Annotated in this window: 15 protein-coding genes and 1 pseudogene; 10 read left to right on the top strand and 6 right to left on the bottom strand. The window is 39.2% G+C overall.

Annotation, left to right across the window (positions count from 1 at the left end):
- Window positions 1–40 precede the first annotated feature (40 nt).
- Window positions 41–250 (bottom strand): hypothetical protein, encoded by a 210-nt coding sequence (locus tag HG267_RS05545; protein WP_045870939.1) that lies wholly within the window; start codon window positions 248–250, stop codon window positions 41–43.
- Window positions 251–663: 413 nt separating this feature from the next.
- Between HG267_RS05545 and galT the strand changes: the two are divergent.
- From galT to HG267_RS05530, 3 genes and pseudogenes are all read left to right on the top strand, one after another.
- Window positions 664–1206 (top strand): annotated as a pseudogene (galT, locus tag HG267_RS05540) (galactose-1-phosphate uridylyltransferase); the annotation flags it as partial.
- A 61-nt stretch (window positions 1207–1267) separates the two neighbouring features.
- Window positions 1268–1501 carry a hypothetical protein gene (locus HG267_RS05535; RefSeq protein ID WP_045870557.1) on the top strand — a complete coding sequence of 78 codons (234 nt, stop codon included), beginning with the start codon at window positions 1268–1270 and terminating at the stop codon, window positions 1499–1501.
- 188 nt (window positions 1502–1689) lie between these two features.
- A complete protein-coding gene (locus tag HG267_RS05530; protein WP_045870558.1) occupies window positions 1690–2382 on the top strand; it encodes a class I SAM-dependent methyltransferase in 693 nt (230 codons plus the stop codon).
- A 281-nt stretch (window positions 2383–2663) separates the two neighbouring features.
- Here HG267_RS05530 and HG267_RS41875 read toward each other — a convergent pair whose 3' ends face one another.
- The 3 genes from HG267_RS41875 to HG267_RS05515 all read right to left on the bottom strand — a co-directional run bounded on the left by HG267_RS41875 (window position 2664) and on the right by HG267_RS05515 (window position 5202).
- Window positions 2664–2963, bottom strand: a complete 300-nt coding sequence (locus HG267_RS41875) for a DUF3011 domain-containing protein (protein ID WP_411863271.1) — start codon at window positions 2961–2963, stop codon at window positions 2664–2666.
- Between the two features lie 342 nt (window positions 2964–3305).
- Window positions 3306–4412, bottom strand: a complete 1107-nt coding sequence (locus HG267_RS05520; RefSeq protein ID WP_045870560.1) for an ATP-dependent 6-phosphofructokinase — start codon at window positions 4410–4412, stop codon at window positions 3306–3308.
- Window positions 4413–4884: 472 nt separating this feature from the next.
- Window positions 4885–5202: a muconolactone Delta-isomerase gene (locus HG267_RS05515; RefSeq protein ID WP_071989399.1), complete on the bottom strand. Its 318-nt coding sequence runs from the start codon at window positions 5200–5202 to the stop codon at window positions 4885–4887.
- A gap of 671 nt (window positions 5203–5873) precedes the next feature.
- Here HG267_RS05515 and HG267_RS05510 point away from each other — a divergent pair.
- The 5 genes from HG267_RS05510 (at window position 5874) to HG267_RS05490 (ending at window position 8612) form a co-directional block, all read left to right on the top strand.
- Window positions 5874–6119 carry a hypothetical protein gene (locus HG267_RS05510; protein ID WP_045870561.1) on the top strand — a complete coding sequence of 82 codons (246 nt, stop codon included), beginning with the start codon at window positions 5874–5876 and terminating at the stop codon, window positions 6117–6119.
- Between the two features lie 126 nt (window positions 6120–6245).
- A complete protein-coding gene (locus tag HG267_RS05505; protein ID WP_045870562.1) occupies window positions 6246–6797 on the top strand; it encodes a 1,2-dihydroxy-3-keto-5-methylthiopentene dioxygenase in 552 nt (183 codons plus the stop codon).
- 36 nt (window positions 6798–6833) lie between these two features.
- Window positions 6834–7463, top strand: coding sequence for an HAD-IB family phosphatase (locus HG267_RS05500; protein ID WP_045870563.1), 630 nt, complete (start codon window positions 6834–6836; stop codon window positions 7461–7463).
- A 145-nt stretch (window positions 7464–7608) separates the two neighbouring features.
- Window positions 7609–8316, top strand: a complete 708-nt coding sequence (mtnB, locus tag HG267_RS05495) for a methylthioribulose 1-phosphate dehydratase (protein WP_081584017.1) — start codon at window positions 7609–7611, stop codon at window positions 8314–8316.
- Window positions 8313–8612 (top strand): putative quinol monooxygenase, encoded by a 300-nt coding sequence (locus HG267_RS05490; RefSeq protein ID WP_045870564.1) that lies wholly within the window; start codon window positions 8313–8315, stop codon window positions 8610–8612. Before mtnB ends, HG267_RS05490 begins: the two co-directional genes overlap by 4 nt.
- Window positions 8613–8938: 326 nt before the next feature.
- On the opposite strand, the gene HG267_RS05485 is transcribed toward HG267_RS05490, so the two are convergent.
- Window positions 8939–10207: a tetratricopeptide repeat protein gene (locus tag HG267_RS05485; RefSeq protein WP_045870565.1), complete on the bottom strand. Its 1269-nt coding sequence runs from the start codon at window positions 10205–10207 to the stop codon at window positions 8939–8941.
- 906 nt (window positions 10208–11113) lie between these two features.
- Here HG267_RS05485 and HG267_RS05480 point away from each other — a divergent pair.
- Window positions 11114–12319, top strand: a complete 1206-nt coding sequence (locus tag HG267_RS05480; RefSeq protein WP_045870566.1) for an RNA-guided endonuclease InsQ/TnpB family protein — start codon at window positions 11114–11116, stop codon at window positions 12317–12319.
- Window positions 12320–12437: 118 nt separating this feature from the next.
- Here the strand turns inward: HG267_RS05480 and HG267_RS05475 are convergent, their stop codons facing one another.
- Window positions 12438–13106, bottom strand: a complete 669-nt coding sequence (locus HG267_RS05475; protein WP_045870567.1) for a 2OG-Fe dioxygenase family protein — start codon at window positions 13104–13106, stop codon at window positions 12438–12440.
- Between the two features lie 612 nt (window positions 13107–13718).
- On the opposite strand from HG267_RS05475, the gene sfsA reads away from it, so the two are divergent.
- Complete coding sequence (gene sfsA / locus HG267_RS05470) at window positions 13719–14444, top strand: DNA/RNA nuclease SfsA (RefSeq protein WP_045870568.1); 726 nt, start codon at window positions 13719–13721, stop codon at window positions 14442–14444.
- Window positions 14445–14504: the final 60 nt, after the last annotated feature.

The following is a 14504-nucleotide window of genomic DNA, read 5'->3' as shown; positions in this document are numbered from 1 at the left end:
GATGAGTTGTGATTTGGTTAAACTTGCTCAACCAGAATTTTTAATCATCTAACAAACTCATCAAAGCATGAATTTCAGGATCTCGCGATTCTGATAAATTTTGTTGTAATTTTAATATTTGCTTTTCTAATGCTTGAGCTGTGTAGACCATATTAGATTCTTGTGCGATTTTTAATTGACTTTCTTTAATTCTGATTTGTCTCAGCAATTCATCTACATGATGAATGGAATCATAATCTAGAGAAATCATACCCTGGTACCTATGAACCATCTCAGCAGTAAAGTTAACTAGTCGTCTTTTCTGTCGCAGCGATTTATTAAATCTAACTAAGAATTGTACAGGGTATTGTTTCAATTTTTTATTGACCTGAATTAACTTAAATTTTATCAATACAGCCTTTTTTGGGTAAATAAAGTACATCCGTAGAGAACAATTTTCCCTACGAACAAAGCTCATCTGTATGCCATTTGAAGTACTGATACCAGTACAATACCATCCAATACTTGTCGGTTAAGGGTAAAAGGGGAAGGGGAAAAAGGGCAAGAAAAAACCTTTAACCCTTACCCTTTAACCTTTTCCCCAAACCCAATTCCGAGTTGAAAATCCTTAACCGAGCAGTATTGCAATACCATCTGTCTGGAGAACGAAGCACGTCTTGATGAATGCAACTTTTACCCGCGAATGGGGCCTGTGAGGTAGTGGTTTTTACGCAAAACCCTAATACTTCCCTCAGTGCTTTGGAATTGTCGCATCTAGAGTTATTGTTGCAAGTTTGGGGCGATCGCACTCGTGAAATCGGCGCAAATCCGCAAATTCAGTACGTGCTACCTTTTGAAAATAAAGGTGTAGAGGTAGGGGTAACTTTACACCATCCCCACGGACAAATTTATGCCTATCCTTTTGTTCCGCCAGTTCCCGCGAGAATGTTGGAGATGCAGCAGCAATTTTATCAAGAACATCAACGGGGTTTGCTAGCAGATTTAATTGAAAAAGAGATAGCGGACAACCAGCGCATTATTTATCAGGATGAAGAAGCGATCGCTTTTGTCCCTGTATGTGCGCGTTATCCCTACGAAGTTTGGCTTGCGCCTAAACAACCAGTACCCACCTTGGATGGTTTGAGTGCAAAGCAACGTCAGGGACTAGCTAGGGCATTAAAAACCGTTACTCTGAAATATGATGGTTTGTGGAATCGTCCATTTCCTAGGAACTGAGGTAGTAGAGAATATCAGAAGAGTTTATTTAACTTGTCATTACTTCGCTAGTATGTTTGATAAACCCAATGATTTTAAAAAAGCTTACAAGGCAATATCAAACATGACTAATTACGCCAATCATCATGCTGTAACTATACAGATAGTAGTGGCAATGGGGCTGAGAAATTTAAACAGAGAATGGGAAGGATTAAAAACTATAGGCTATCAATTTCCACAAATTATTCTTGATAATTTAGATAAATTCATAATTTGTTTGCAGTACTATACTGAGACACAAAATTAGAAGAAAGATTGCCAGAATGTGCAAAGCAAGCTGCCTATGAAACAGCATTAAAAATTTATGTGAAAAAACTAGAATCCTTATTCAAGATAAATAGAAACAAGTCAACACTTTAGGCGATAGCTTTTAATTAAGGCAAAAAGCAGTGATATGGTCTAAAATTTTGTACTGGATCTACAAAATTAATTTCTATGCTAGAACAACAACCAGATCATTTACGGCTTCGCGTTCAAAAATTAGCGACAGAAGCTTTAGACAAATCAGCACCATCAGCATGGTTTGAAGTTTTATATGCCGAAGCTAAAGGTGATACAACACAAGTACCTTGGGCAAAGTTAGCACCTCATCCTTATTTGCAAGATTGGCTAACAAATCATCAGTTTTCTGCTCAAGGAAAAAAGGCATTAGTAATTGGTTGTGGCTTAGGAGATGATGCGGAAGCCTTAGCCAAGTTGGGATTTGAGGTAACAGCCTTTGACATTTCACCAACTGCGATCGCCTGGTGTCAACAGCGATTTCCTGATTCGACTGTAAAATATGTAACTGCAGATTTATTAGCAATTCCCTCAGAATGGCATCTTAGCTTTGATTTTGTCTTTGAATGTCGCAATATCCAAGCTTTGCCCTTAAATTTACGTTCTTCTATTATTCAGTCTATCACTGGTGTAGTTGCACCTAGTGGCACACTCTTAGTAATTACTCGCGTACGAGATACAGAAATGGAACCCTCCGGCCCACCTTGGCCATTATCTAATTCTGAACTAGCAGAGTTAGAAAATTTAGGCTTACATAAAGTAGAACAAATTGAATTTTTAGAGTCCCAAGAAACTGATGTTAGGCAAGTAAGAATTCAATATTATAAACCTGGAAAACTGGCTCATTAACAAGACTTTTACAAGTTTATGATTGTTCACGAACAAGCTGTTCAGCATCAAACAATTTTGGATTTTAGATTAACCAAAAGTTATCCAAAATTTTCAATCTGGTCTAATATCAAATGTTTAAGATATCTCAATACTGCTTGGTTAAGGATTTTCAACTCGGAATTGGGTTTGGGGAAAAGGTTAAAGGGTAAGGGTTAAAGGTTTTTTCTTGCCCTTTTTCCCCTTCCCCTTTTACCCTTAACCGACAAGTATTGTAAGATATCTTGACCTTGGCTCTTTTCTTATCTGCCGTATCTGTCATTTCTATCGTATCTATCGTATCTGTTGTATCTGTCATTTCTATCGTATCTATCGTATCTTCGATTTCTGTTGTTTCTGCGATTACCAATTGCGAACTCAGCACGACAACCATTCCTTACCCAAATCCGATTTCTGCTATAGCCCCAATTATTTCTACAACTGTTGTTAGATAATTGCCTAACAAGTCTTACTCTACCTGTTCCAGGGATTGAACAGCTGTTCGTGCGATTATTCTGGCTTTCACAAGTAATAACCTGTTGAGCTGAAGCTGGAGAAGCCATACTCAAAAACGCACCCAGGCTAAGGCTAGTTGCCATGAAGGTCGCAGCAATTAGTGGAAAGCGCATAGTCATATTAAAGCTCAGATGTATTCTAAAATTTTCTAGATACATCTTATGGTAGCCCCTATTTTTTCCCAAAAACTCTACCTTAGGATGATAATTTTGGTAGCTATAAATGCATACAATAGGAATAAAATGCCAGCTATTTTTGTTAATATATTACTCCCATATATATTAACTCCAACCCTAATCATAGGATTCATATTTGATTTTTGAAGTTCACGTAGTATGCGTTAGCAGCGAGAGTACGGCATCAGCGTGTTAGCTTTATCTAGAACAACCTCAGCAACAACTTAAATAAGGTGATTCTTCTACAGATTGAATTGTCGGATTACCGATATAAATACCAAGCGATCGCGCCGTTTGCACCAGATAATTATTTGGGTCTACAAGTGCAGGACTTTGACTCAAAACTGTTTCTAAAGGAAACGCTACAACTTCATTGTTTTGCCAAGCCACCATTTTTCCCGATTGTCCGTTAGCAACTAAATCTACTGCGGCTTTACCAAAAGCTGTAGCAATTAATCTGTCTAAAGCTGAGGGAATTCCGCCTCTTTGGATATGTCCTAAAACAGAAACACGAATATCGATGTGCTGATTGCTGTAGCTGCGAATTTCTTCCGCAATTTGCTGACCGATACCACAAGTAGGTTGTCCACAGGATGCATAAGAAAAGTCTATTGCTGTTTTCGCACCTTCTGCCACCACAATAATTGCAAATCTGCGTCCCCAGCGATTGCGTAATAACCTGAGATGGTCGCAGACATCTTTAATTGTGTAAGGAATTTCTGGAATGAGGATGACATCTGCACCACCTGCAATCCCAGAATGTAGCGCCAAATGACCGGCTGTGCGTCCCATTACTTCCACAATCATCACGCGATCGTGACTGGCTGCGGTATAGGTAAGACGATTTAACGCATCCACAACTGTATTAACTGCAGTATCAAACCCTACTACTCGTTCTGTTAAAGCAACATCATTATCTATAGTTTTGGGAATACCAATGAATTGCCAATTTCCCTTCTTACTCAGCTCGTTGAGAATGCCTAAACTACCATCACCACCAATCCCAATTAAAGCATCCAATTCTAATGCTTGGTAGCCAGCTAAAATATCATCAATTTGAGTCATAGTATCGCCTTGGTTGATACTACCAAGAATCGTACCACCCATGCTCAGTAAAGGATCTATACCCCGCAAATCTAAACAGTGCAGAGACAGAGGAATCGCCTTCGTTTCTAGCAAACCCTTTGTTGCATAAGGAATCCCCAATACCTGCCAGTCATAGGTAAGGGTCGCATTGCTGACAACTGCACGAATGACTGTATTCAGTCCCGGACAGTCGCCACCACTAGTAAGAATACCTAAACGCTTTTGTGTTTTCATACAATTTAAATTTAAACACTCCCTTTCAGGAAATAAATCTAACCAATCAAAAATACGGTTTAACTGGCTTCATCTCACCAGTTCATACAGCAGCAGAATTATGGCTCATCAACTGGGAAGGAGTTTGCTCACGATGTCAAAATGCCAGGTGCTAACCATCTGCCATAATTGCTAAGTGTTTCAGCAAAAAGCTGAGTAATAGTGCCTTTGTCCTGGTTTCGAGAGTGTAACCCCTATTTTTAGTTCTATAGAAAGGGTATGTAACAAATTTGAGGAACTTGTGAGGATAGAGTAATTCTATATACTGTTCCACATTTAACTTGCATATATTGGGCGGTCAAGATGCCCACCCCACAAGAAATATACAATTTCAGATTATGCAAACTAGTACAGTACGGCGTTAGGGTGTGCTATTGACTTTTGACTCTGGACAATCCTGATGAGTAACAATGCAACTTAAATGCAAAATAGCTTACTTTCTATCCAAACGAGCTTTTAAATCATTAGCAAAGTCCTCATATTTCCGAAGAGGAGTTACGTGAACTTGTACCGAGTGACCAAGTTTCTGCATGATTGGTAAATCTAAGAGAATTTGATCTACCAAATCGGGAGTAGGAACATCAATAATTGCAATCACACGGCGCACGCCAACACATTTCCATAAATCAATAACTACCCCTGCTTGTTTAGCTTTTAAAGCTGCATCTGCTTCCTCAGCCCAAATTTTAAAAAGTTCTGCCTGAGACATTTCATCAGGGTACTCTACATGAAAATCTAAGTGATATAGCATAAGTATTTTTCCTCAATTAGCACTAAATATACTAATACCTCAGCCAGGATATGGGGTTTTATGCATTGATAAATACAATTTAGTTTTTCAAAAACCCTTGCTTCATATAGCATCATGTGCGATAATCCTTAAACAAATATAAGTACTTTAAATCTATCGACTTACTGGAGTTAGCCTAAATCGCTAATGCAAGCATGATGGTTAATTTCCAGCTACAACAACGCATACTACTTGGACATAGCTAGCTTCAAACAACTTCTGAGTGTTAAGTAAACAAGTTTCGTACATTATTCCTAGTCTCTAACATCTATTGCCTAGATATTCCCTACTTCGTTCGTTTTGGTGTAACTATTTAATCAAATCTGTTTATGAATATTATGTAATCAAGTTTATACCTCCGTTTCTACCTAGCAGATGAATATCCTTATTCATCTGCTACCTTTCTTAAAATTTAGAAGTCATTATTATCAAGTTATTAATTATTAACTCAAATAATAAAACTTTGACTTCCATGAAAATATGCTGATAAAAAAATGGCTCAACCTATTATAAAATTGGAAGCTTTCTCCTAACCTCTGCCAGTAGTAGATGGGTAATTTTTACTTATCTACTACTTTTCTTCTATACCTAAAATGATTGCAATAGCCAATTAATAAGCAAGGTAAACTAATATGCAACAAGAATCTGATTTCCTCTCTGAACTATGCGATTTCTTATATCCGCGTAATTCTTATTACGGTCAGTTTCAACCGGAATATCTAGCTTTTAATGCTACTCTCCAAGAATTTTCTCAACGTGTGAGTTATATTTGTGACCTCCAAACAGGTGGCAAACTTTCTCCAGAAGAAGCTTATCATCAAATTCATCTATTGTGGAAACAATTAAAACGTTCTAAAAAAGAACTAAAAATTAAATAATTAGGTTGTTCATAGCAAAGCTAAACCAGTAGAATTACGAAGAAACATTCCGCTACACTGTTATATAGTTTCAATAAAAAGCAACAAGTACAAATACGATGTAATTGTCTTGTATAAGGAGTATTTATGGCAATTTTAAGATTAGAAAACGGTACACAATATCAGAATATTGTAGATATTACGCGCGAATTGGCATCACTAAATATTCAACTCAATTACTGGAATGTAGGCACAAAACCTGAATTACAACGCTTATTAGCACAAGATAGCCTCAACGAAGATGAGAAAGAACAAGTACTTCAAGCTTTAGATCACTATTTTGAGGAGTTACGAAAAACAGCAGGTTATCAATCTCGGGATTTGGTTGTTTTACATCCTGGAATTCCTAACCTTGATGATTCGATGGCAAAGTTTGCCAGTATCCATACCCATGCAGATGATGAAGTTCGCTACATCATTGATGGCGAAGCGATTTTTGGCTTTGTACGTCCTGATGGTAGCCAAGTAGAACTGACAGTGCAACCAGAAGAATACATCAACGTACCAGCTAGAACCGAACACTGGTTTTATTTGACTCCCAAAAGGCGAGTTAAAGCAGTACGCTATTTTATTAGTACTGAAGGTTGGGTTCCTGAGTACACAGCTAGAGCAATTCGTATTTTTCAGGCTATAGCCTGAGGAATATGGAGAGATTTGGATTTAAGAGGAGAGAATGTGAGGCGAATTGTCTTTTGCGACTTTGATGGCACAATTACAGTCGAAGAAACCTTTGTTGCAGTTCTCAAGAAGTTTGCACCACAACTATCTGCCAAATTGCTTCCAGAAATGTATGCAAGACGGGTGACGCTGCGCCAAGGAGTGAGAACCATCCTAGAATCAATTCCTTCTTCACGCTACAGCGAAATTTTAGAATTTACTCAAATACAGCCCATCCGCAAGGGATTTGTAGAACTTTTAGATTTCCTAGAGTTTCAAGGAGTTCCCTTAGTTGTAGTTTCGGGGGGATTGCGGGGAATGGTGGAAACTGTATTAGATAAGCTTGTGCAGCGAGTTCATGCAATCCACGCTGTGGATGTGGAAACTAGTGGTAATTTTTTGAAAGTCAATTCTCAATATGAAAGAGGTACAGAACTGATTGCCAAAGTAGAAGTCATGGCAAAATATCCGGCATATCAGAAGATTGCGATTGGTGACTCCCTGACTGATTTAAATATGGCGCTGGAAGTTAATCTAGTTTTTGCGCGCGATCGCCTGGCAGAATATCTAGATGAACATCAAAAATCATACATTCCTTGGAATGATTTCTCGCAAATTAGAGATTATCTAGTGAAATTATGGAAGTAAGTAGCTCAGTGTTCAAAATTATCGCTATGACAAGGCAGGAGGCAGGAGGCAGAAGGCAGGAGGCAGGAGGGAAGAGGGTTATAGCCTTGTTTATCTTTCTTAACTTAGTTTTGTTTTTTCCCACCGACTTACTTAATCCTATTCTATGACTAGCCAAATCATAGACGATGCCTGTATTCAACTCATTGATACTGCCCGTAGCTTTTACCAACAAGGTTGGATGGTGGGCACAGCTGGTAATCTTTCGATTCGCCTCCCCGATGATAGCTTCTTGATTACAGCTAGCGGTAAGTCTAAAGGAGAATTATTAGCCAGCGATTTTGTGCGTGTTTATTCAGATGGTAGTTTAGAAAAAGCCTCAGCAGATTTACAGCCTTCAGCGGAAACTGCTATTCACCAAATCATCTATACTCTCTTCCCAGAAGCACAAGCCTGTTACCATATCCATTCTGTTGAGTCTAATTTAGTTTCCCGTTTTGTCTTAGAAGATCATCTCCCCTTACCGCCATTAGAAATGCTGAAAGGGTTGGGAGTTTACCAAGAAAATCCCTGTTGCTTCTTACCCATATTTGCCAATCATTTACAAGTTGCACGTATTGCTTCAGATATTCAACAGCGCTTTACAGCTAATTCTGTGCAAATACCAGCCCTCCTAATTCGAGATCATGGTGTGACAACTTGGGCATCTTCGCCCACAGCAGCCCGTAATTATATTGAGATACTAGAATACATCTTTCGCTACATAGTTACTGAGCATATGATAAGTGGGGGAAGAAGAGGGGATAAACAAAAAATCACAAACCCTAAACCCCAAACAGCAAACACCACACACCCAATACCCAACATCAAATGACTACCCAAACTATTCGCGTTGTTGCCCATGTAACTGCTTTACCTGACAAAGTAGAAGAAATTAAAGCGGTTCTGCTGGAATTAATTGAACCAACCAGACAAGAAGCAGGTGCTATTAAGTATGAACTCTTGCAAAACCAGAACGATCCAACAGATTTCACTTTTGTAGAAGAATGGGCTTCTAATGATGCTTTGGATACTCATTTAAATTCAGCCCATTTGCAAGCAGCAGCCGCAAAACTGCAAAGTTTGGTGGCTGCACCAGCAGATATTCGTCGTTATTATTTGGTGGCATAGCGTCAAACCCGCTCTTGTGCAAGGTTTCGCCCTCACCCCCAGCCCCTCTCCCACAGGGTGAGGGGAGCAAGAGATTTAGTTCCCCAACTCCAGGGGGAGAAGGGGTTAGGGGATGAGGGCGCGAGGTATTTGTACAACGCCCGCCCTATATAGCTTTTAGCTTCAGTTGACACCAATGGGCATTGCCCGTGCCCCTACAATCTGTCGCATTCTTTTTTCAAATTGGTATAATATGTCATTGCGAGCAGAACGAAGTGTTCGCAATGATATTATCGGCGTTTCGTAAGTCCTAGTAATGTCAACGACTCTACGAATTACGAATTATTTTAATTATTGCGATCGCGCTCTAAATCAGCAATCACTTTTTGTAAATACCACTCTTCTGGCATTTGCGGATAATAATCTTTTTTCTGCTCAATTAAGCGTTGAGCAATCTCCCACTGTCCCCCAACCATGCGTAACAAACGCTGACGTAACAAGTTATATTTCTGGTTGTGGTTTTCTGGTAGAGATTTTTGAATTTTGTTGAGACTATTTAAAACTTGGTGATAGTTATCCCAATCTTCTTTTTCTAAAAAAATACTGATGGCTTTTTGATAATCATCCCTAGCTGCTAACATCTCTTCTAATAAAGTATGAGTAATGCCGCGATTATAATAAGCTTGGGCATCATCGGGATTAATTGATATCGCTTGGCTGTAGTCTTGAATTGCACCTAAATAATTGCTCATGGCACGATATGCATTACCCCTAGCCACAAAAACTAAAGCATCTTGCGGTTGAATTTTTAGCGCTTGGTTAAAATCCGCGATCGCACCTTGATAATCAGCTAGTAAATAACGTGCTTTCCCCCGATTGCGGTAGACAATTGCATCGTGAAAATCCAGCCGCAATGCTTGGTTAAAATCCGCGATCGCTTCTTGATAGTTACCCATTTTGCACCGCACTACACCACGACAGCAGTAAGCCTGTGCATCTTGCGGATCGGCTTGCAACACCCAGTTTAAATCTTCAATGGCTTCGCGGGTGTCTCCCTTTTCTGCCTTATCTAATAATTGTTTAAAATAATCTTTTTCTGATTTAATGGTGATATTCGGTGGTTTTTGCGATAAAGTAGGGGCTTTTTCTGGTGGTTGTAGTTCTTTGATTCTTTCCAAACACAGACGACAATTTTCTGTGTCTTTCTGCGCTAGATATAATTCTGCCGCTTTTTTAAAATTAGCGATCGCATCTTGAATATATCCCTGTTTCCGCCGCACCATCCCCCGCAAGCTATGAGCAGCCGCATAATTATAATTGAGACGAATAGCAGATTCTACATCTTCTAACGCACCCGGCAAATTTTTCAACGCCACCCTAGCCAAGGCGCGAGAATAGTATGCTGCTAAACTTTGGGGATTTTGCTTCAAAGCCTCAGTGTAATCGGAAACGGCTTGTAGAATTACCCCGGAGTCATAATATGCTAGCCCCCTTTGCAAGTAAGCTTCAGGAAAGAAAGGCGTAGCTTGCAAAGCACGATTAAATTCCTCAATGGCTCCAGCGTAGTCTTTTTGTCTAGCTTTTTCCAACCCTCGGTAATAAAATTCGTCACTCATGGCGTTGATGAACTGAACTCAGTTAGTTGATGAATACATAAGTATTCACCGTGACTCTAACTTATTTCTCACGCTATTTTATTCCTAGCCTTGGTGATCTCTTCCCCATGATGGCAGTTCCTCCACTTGGGGCATTGGTGTCAACTTAAGCTAAAAGCTATATAGGGCGGGCGTTGTACAAATACCTCGCGCCCTCATCCCCTAACCCCTTCTCCCGCAGGGAGAAGGGGAACTAAATCTCTTGCTCCCTTCTCCCTGCGGGAGAGGGGCTGGGGGTGAGGGCGAAACCTTGCACAAGAGCGGGTTTCACGTTAAGTTGACACCACTGCACTTGGGGAAACCCCAAAACTGCACTGTCTCCCCCATCCCCAATTCCCAATGCCCAAAAACTCCATCCACAAGGGGATGGAGTTTTTCATCATTTACACATATTGAGTATTCATTTTTATATTTTTAGTAAACAAAAATAGCGATCGCTTGCTCATTTATCGAAATCAAGTACTCATTTTTATGTTTTAAGTAAGCAAAAAGCCATTTTACCTTCTGATTATGCCTTTTTGCTTTCTCGTTATTGTGTTTTCCGCAAGCAAAATACCATTTCACCTACTCAAAAAGCCATATCGCTTACTCATTTTGGTGTTTTCCGCAAGTAAAAAGCTATATTGCTTACTCATTTGGGTAAATCGCGGACTTATTTTAGTATTTTCCGCAAGTATTCTTCAAAAGTTAGCTTGAACAGCAATTCATCCCACGTCTGACACGAAGTGCAGCGTGGGATGAATTGCGCGTGAGTTGACGACAGTCTTTTGACCAAATTTCCCCGCAGGGGAAACAGGGAGAAAGACATGGAGGAAACGAGCAAATCTTATGCTATGCTGTTTTATAGTAAATTGATTTCAATCTAAAATGCTTAAGGTTGTCAAAGTCAGGTTATATCCAGATGCTCATCAACAGCAGTCTCTAGAGCAAGCTTTTGGCTGTTGTCGTTGGCTTTGGAATTACTGCCTGAATTTGATGAACCAAACATACAAGGAAACTGGTAAGGGTTTATCTGGCTACGCAGTAAAAAAGATAATTCCCCAGTTAAAGAAAGAGTATGAATGGCTAACTTCGACATATTCACAATGTTTGCAGCAAGTCTGCTTAAATTTGGGTGTAGCCTTCAATAATTTCTTTGAAAAAAGAGCTAAATACCCAAGATTCAAATCAAAGCATGGTAAGCAGTCAATACAGTATCCTCAAAACGTCAAAGTCGCTGATAGTTATGTAAGTCTCCCAAAAATAGGGGATGTATCAGCAATGATTCACAGACCTATTGAGGGAAAAGTTAAAACTGTAACTATATCCAAGAACTGTTCTAATCAATACTTTGCAGCTATTCTATTTGATGATGGTAAAGACAAACCAGAATCAATCACAGATGGTAAAGCAATAGGTATTGATCTGGGGCTAACTCACTTTGCTATTACCAGTGATGGGTCAAAATTTGACAATCCTAGAATACTCAGCAAGCATGAGAAGAATCTAAAACTTAAGCAGCAGCAATTATCTAGGAAGCAGAAAGGTTCTCAGAATCGAATTAAATCTAGAAAAAAAGTTGCTAGAGTCTATAGAAAAATCACTAACTGCCGTGAGGATTTTCTGCACAAGCTATCTCGTAGGATAGTTAACGAAAACCAAGTTATTGTTGTGGAAAATCTTAATGTTAAAGGCATGATGCAAAACCATAAACTAGCAAAATCCATCCATCAAGTAGGGTGGGGTATGTTTTGCACCATGCTGAAATACAAGGCAGAAATGGAGGGGAAGATATATCAAGAGGTTGATAGATTCTTTCCCAGTTCAAAAACCTGCCATGTGTGTCTTAATCAGGTTGGCAGTTTGCCGCTAGATGTAAGATTCTGGACTTGTGAAAACTGCCAAACTAGACATGACAGGGATGTGAACGCAGCTATTAACCTCAGAGATGAGGGACTACGAATTTTGACCTCTGGAACGGGGGATAAAGCCTGTTGCCCAGATGTAAGTCGGAGTAATAGAGGACGCAAGAAATCTACTACTGCGCTTTCTGCTGGACAGGAAGCCTACACTGTATGCGAAGCATCAGTGTAGGTAGTTCACCTCTCCCACTTATTTAAAAAGTGAGAGAGCTAACTCTAACTTATTTCCTTGTAATTACGCCTACATTGACAATCTACAAACCCAAGTTTATTAACAATTACCTTTTTAGCTACTCAATCAGCAAACTAGGAGAAGTCAGCACAAACACATCTCTTGTGCCTGGGGCTGGCATCTCCGGTTTAATAGGAGTAGTAAAGTGGTAAAACTCATGATCGTTGACTAATAAAAGTTCTCCAGGATGCAAAATTTTGTTAAAAATAGGTTTTTCTTTCTTGGCAGTATATAAATGTGTTTCTCCGCCAACAATATTATCTCTAGCCACAGAGAAAATACCGATAAAGTCAGTTCCATCCTGATGAATTCCTTCCGGTGCTGGATTACCCAAATTATCTGGTGAACAGGTAGTTCTAATTTGGTGTACTCCTATTTCTGCTTCTGGGTGAAGCTTACAAGAATCAGTAAATGCTAAAACCAGGTTTTTAAATATATCAAGTTCTGTGAGTGCATCATCTAATTCTGCAAACTCTCTTTTAATGTCTCCTAATAAAGGATTGTAGTTCTTACTCTGGAAGAGATGACCATGAGGTAATTTAATTAATTTATCCTCAGCAACAGTAAACCGAGATAATCTTCTAGAGCGATAGTTGCCTTTGATATAAGGATCAATAGGCATATCGTTAAAAAATGGTTTAAACCCTTCTAAATTAATAGAATTTACTTTTCTAACGGTAAACAGAAAAGCATATTCTAATTCCGTAATTCCCCAAACTTTTTGCATAGGATTTACCTACTTGCACTTTACAATCCTCCTGCTTCTTTCTCTAAGGAGGCTGATAATATCTATGTTATGCTACTTTTTATTAAATTGTCGTAAAAATAACTACATAAATTGTCAATTAATGATATAGAAGCATGACTTTGAATAAAATCTACCCCTAGCAGTACTAGAGCAGAATTCAAGTATATTTATTATTCCTTAGGCGTGTCAGTACCAAAAATTACATAGTTGTTTTCAGCGATTGACTGACTAACTAACCCTAAACATTGAAATATTTATTACAGGTGGCTTTGGTCATAGCAGTATAACTGACTAACTTCAGGCAGTAAGTTGAGGCACGTCAAGAATTGCTGTCTTGAAAATGGGCATGGGGCATGGGAAAGACAGATTTTAATGTTGGGTTGTGCCAAAACCTGGCGTGAATAGCTGACTCTAATTTCTATAAAACAAGTGCAATCACCAGCCTCAGAGAGTTCAAATATAGCCAAATCAAAGTATATTGATGAGAGGCAAATTATAAAGAAAAAATTAAAATTTAGAGCTTGCTAAAAGCAAACTCAGACAAATTTTTTCGCCTGTGCATTTTTCATATATTGATGACGCATCACTTAAATGATTGATTGGCTTTATAACTACCCACCTCTTTATCCAGGTATTTTACTCAAGCGCTACAAGCGCTTTTTTGCTGATGTTGAACTTGCTTCTGGGGAGGTGGTAACCGCACATTGTCCCAATACAGGGCCAATGACTGGAGTATCAACTATTGGCAGTTTAGTACAACTTTCCCTCAGTGATAATCCTAAGCGCAAACTAGCCTACACTCTAGAATTAATTCAGGTGCATGACAATGAACCGACTTGGGTAGGCGTGAATACGGCGTTGCCAAATCGGGTAGTTAAGTTAGCTTTAGCAAAACATCTTTTTCCTGAATTAGGTGACTATAACCACATCAAAGGCGAGGTGGTTTATGGTCAAGATAAAAAAAGCCGTGTAGATTTCTTCTTGACAGGAAGCGACCAAGAACGCCCAATTTATTTAGAGGTGAAAAATACCACATTCGCTGAGGGGAGATTAGCACTATTTCCGGACACCGAGACCACAAGGGGACAAAAGCACTTACGAGAACTAATGGCGCTATTACCTCTAACTCGTGCAGTAATGTTGTATTTTATTAATCGCAGCGATTGTACAGAGTTTGCCCCAGGAGATATGACAGATCCTACTTATGGTAAGTTGTTGCGGGATGCGATCGCACTCGGTTTAGAAGTTTTACCCTGCCGTTTTGATGTCTCCCCAGAAGGGATTCGTTATTTAGGTTTAGCAAAACTAAAAATTTAGTTAAGAGTCCAAAGTCAAGAGTCAAGAGTCAAGAGTCAAGACTAAATGTAAGATATCTCT

Origin of the sequence: Tolypothrix sp. PCC 7601, assembly GCF_025677855.1 — a bacterium.
GTDB lineage: Bacteria > Cyanobacteriota > Cyanobacteriia > Cyanobacteriales > Nostocaceae > Aulosira > Aulosira diplosiphon.
The sequence above is the reverse complement of the archived record's forward strand: the minus strand, read 5'-3'. Positions and strand labels throughout refer to the sequence as shown.

What these genes read in the sequence shown, in the direction of transcription:
- HG267_RS05510 (WP_045870561.1), top strand. Translation starts at nt 5,874, where the DNA reads ATGCAACAAGAATCTGATTTCCTCTCTGAACTATGCGATTTCTTATAT.
- mtnB (WP_081584017.1), top strand. Translation starts at nt 7,609, where the DNA reads ATGACTAGCCAAATCATAGACGATGCCTGTATTCAACTCATTGATACT.
- sfsA (WP_045870568.1), top strand. Translation starts at nt 13,719, where the DNA reads ATGATTGATTGGCTTTATAACTACCCACCTCTTTATCCAGGTATTTTA.
- HG267_RS05520 (WP_045870560.1), bottom strand. Translation starts at nt 4,412, where the DNA reads ATGAAAACACAAAAGCGTTTAGGTATTCTTACTAGTGGTGGCGACTGT.
- HG267_RS05480 (WP_045870566.1), top strand. Translation starts at nt 11,114, where the DNA reads ATGCTTAAGGTTGTCAAAGTCAGGTTATATCCAGATGCTCATCAACAG.
- HG267_RS05490 (WP_045870564.1), top strand. Translation starts at nt 8,313, where the DNA reads ATGACTACCCAAACTATTCGCGTTGTTGCCCATGTAACTGCTTTACCT.
- HG267_RS41875 (WP_411863271.1), bottom strand. Translation starts at nt 2,963, where the DNA reads ATGGCTTCTCCAGCTTCAGCTCAACAGGTTATTACTTGTGAAAGCCAG.
- HG267_RS05535 (WP_045870557.1), top strand. Translation starts at nt 1,268, where the DNA reads ATGTTTGATAAACCCAATGATTTTAAAAAAGCTTACAAGGCAATATCA.
- HG267_RS05530 (WP_045870558.1), top strand. Translation starts at nt 1,690, where the DNA reads ATGCTAGAACAACAACCAGATCATTTACGGCTTCGCGTTCAAAAATTA.
- HG267_RS05545 (WP_045870939.1), bottom strand. Translation starts at nt 250, where the DNA reads ATGATTTCTCTAGATTATGATTCCATTCATCATGTAGATGAATTGCTG.
- HG267_RS05475 (WP_045870567.1), bottom strand. Translation starts at nt 13,106, where the DNA reads ATGCAAAAAGTTTGGGGAATTACGGAATTAGAATATGCTTTTCTGTTT.
- HG267_RS05505 (WP_045870562.1), top strand. Translation starts at nt 6,246, where the DNA reads ATGGCAATTTTAAGATTAGAAAACGGTACACAATATCAGAATATTGTA.
- HG267_RS05515 (WP_071989399.1), bottom strand. Translation starts at nt 5,202, where the DNA reads ATGCTATATCACTTAGATTTTCATGTAGAGTACCCTGATGAAATGTCT.
- HG267_RS05485 (WP_045870565.1), bottom strand. Translation starts at nt 10,207, where the DNA reads ATGAGTGACGAATTTTATTACCGAGGGTTGGAAAAAGCTAGACAAAAA.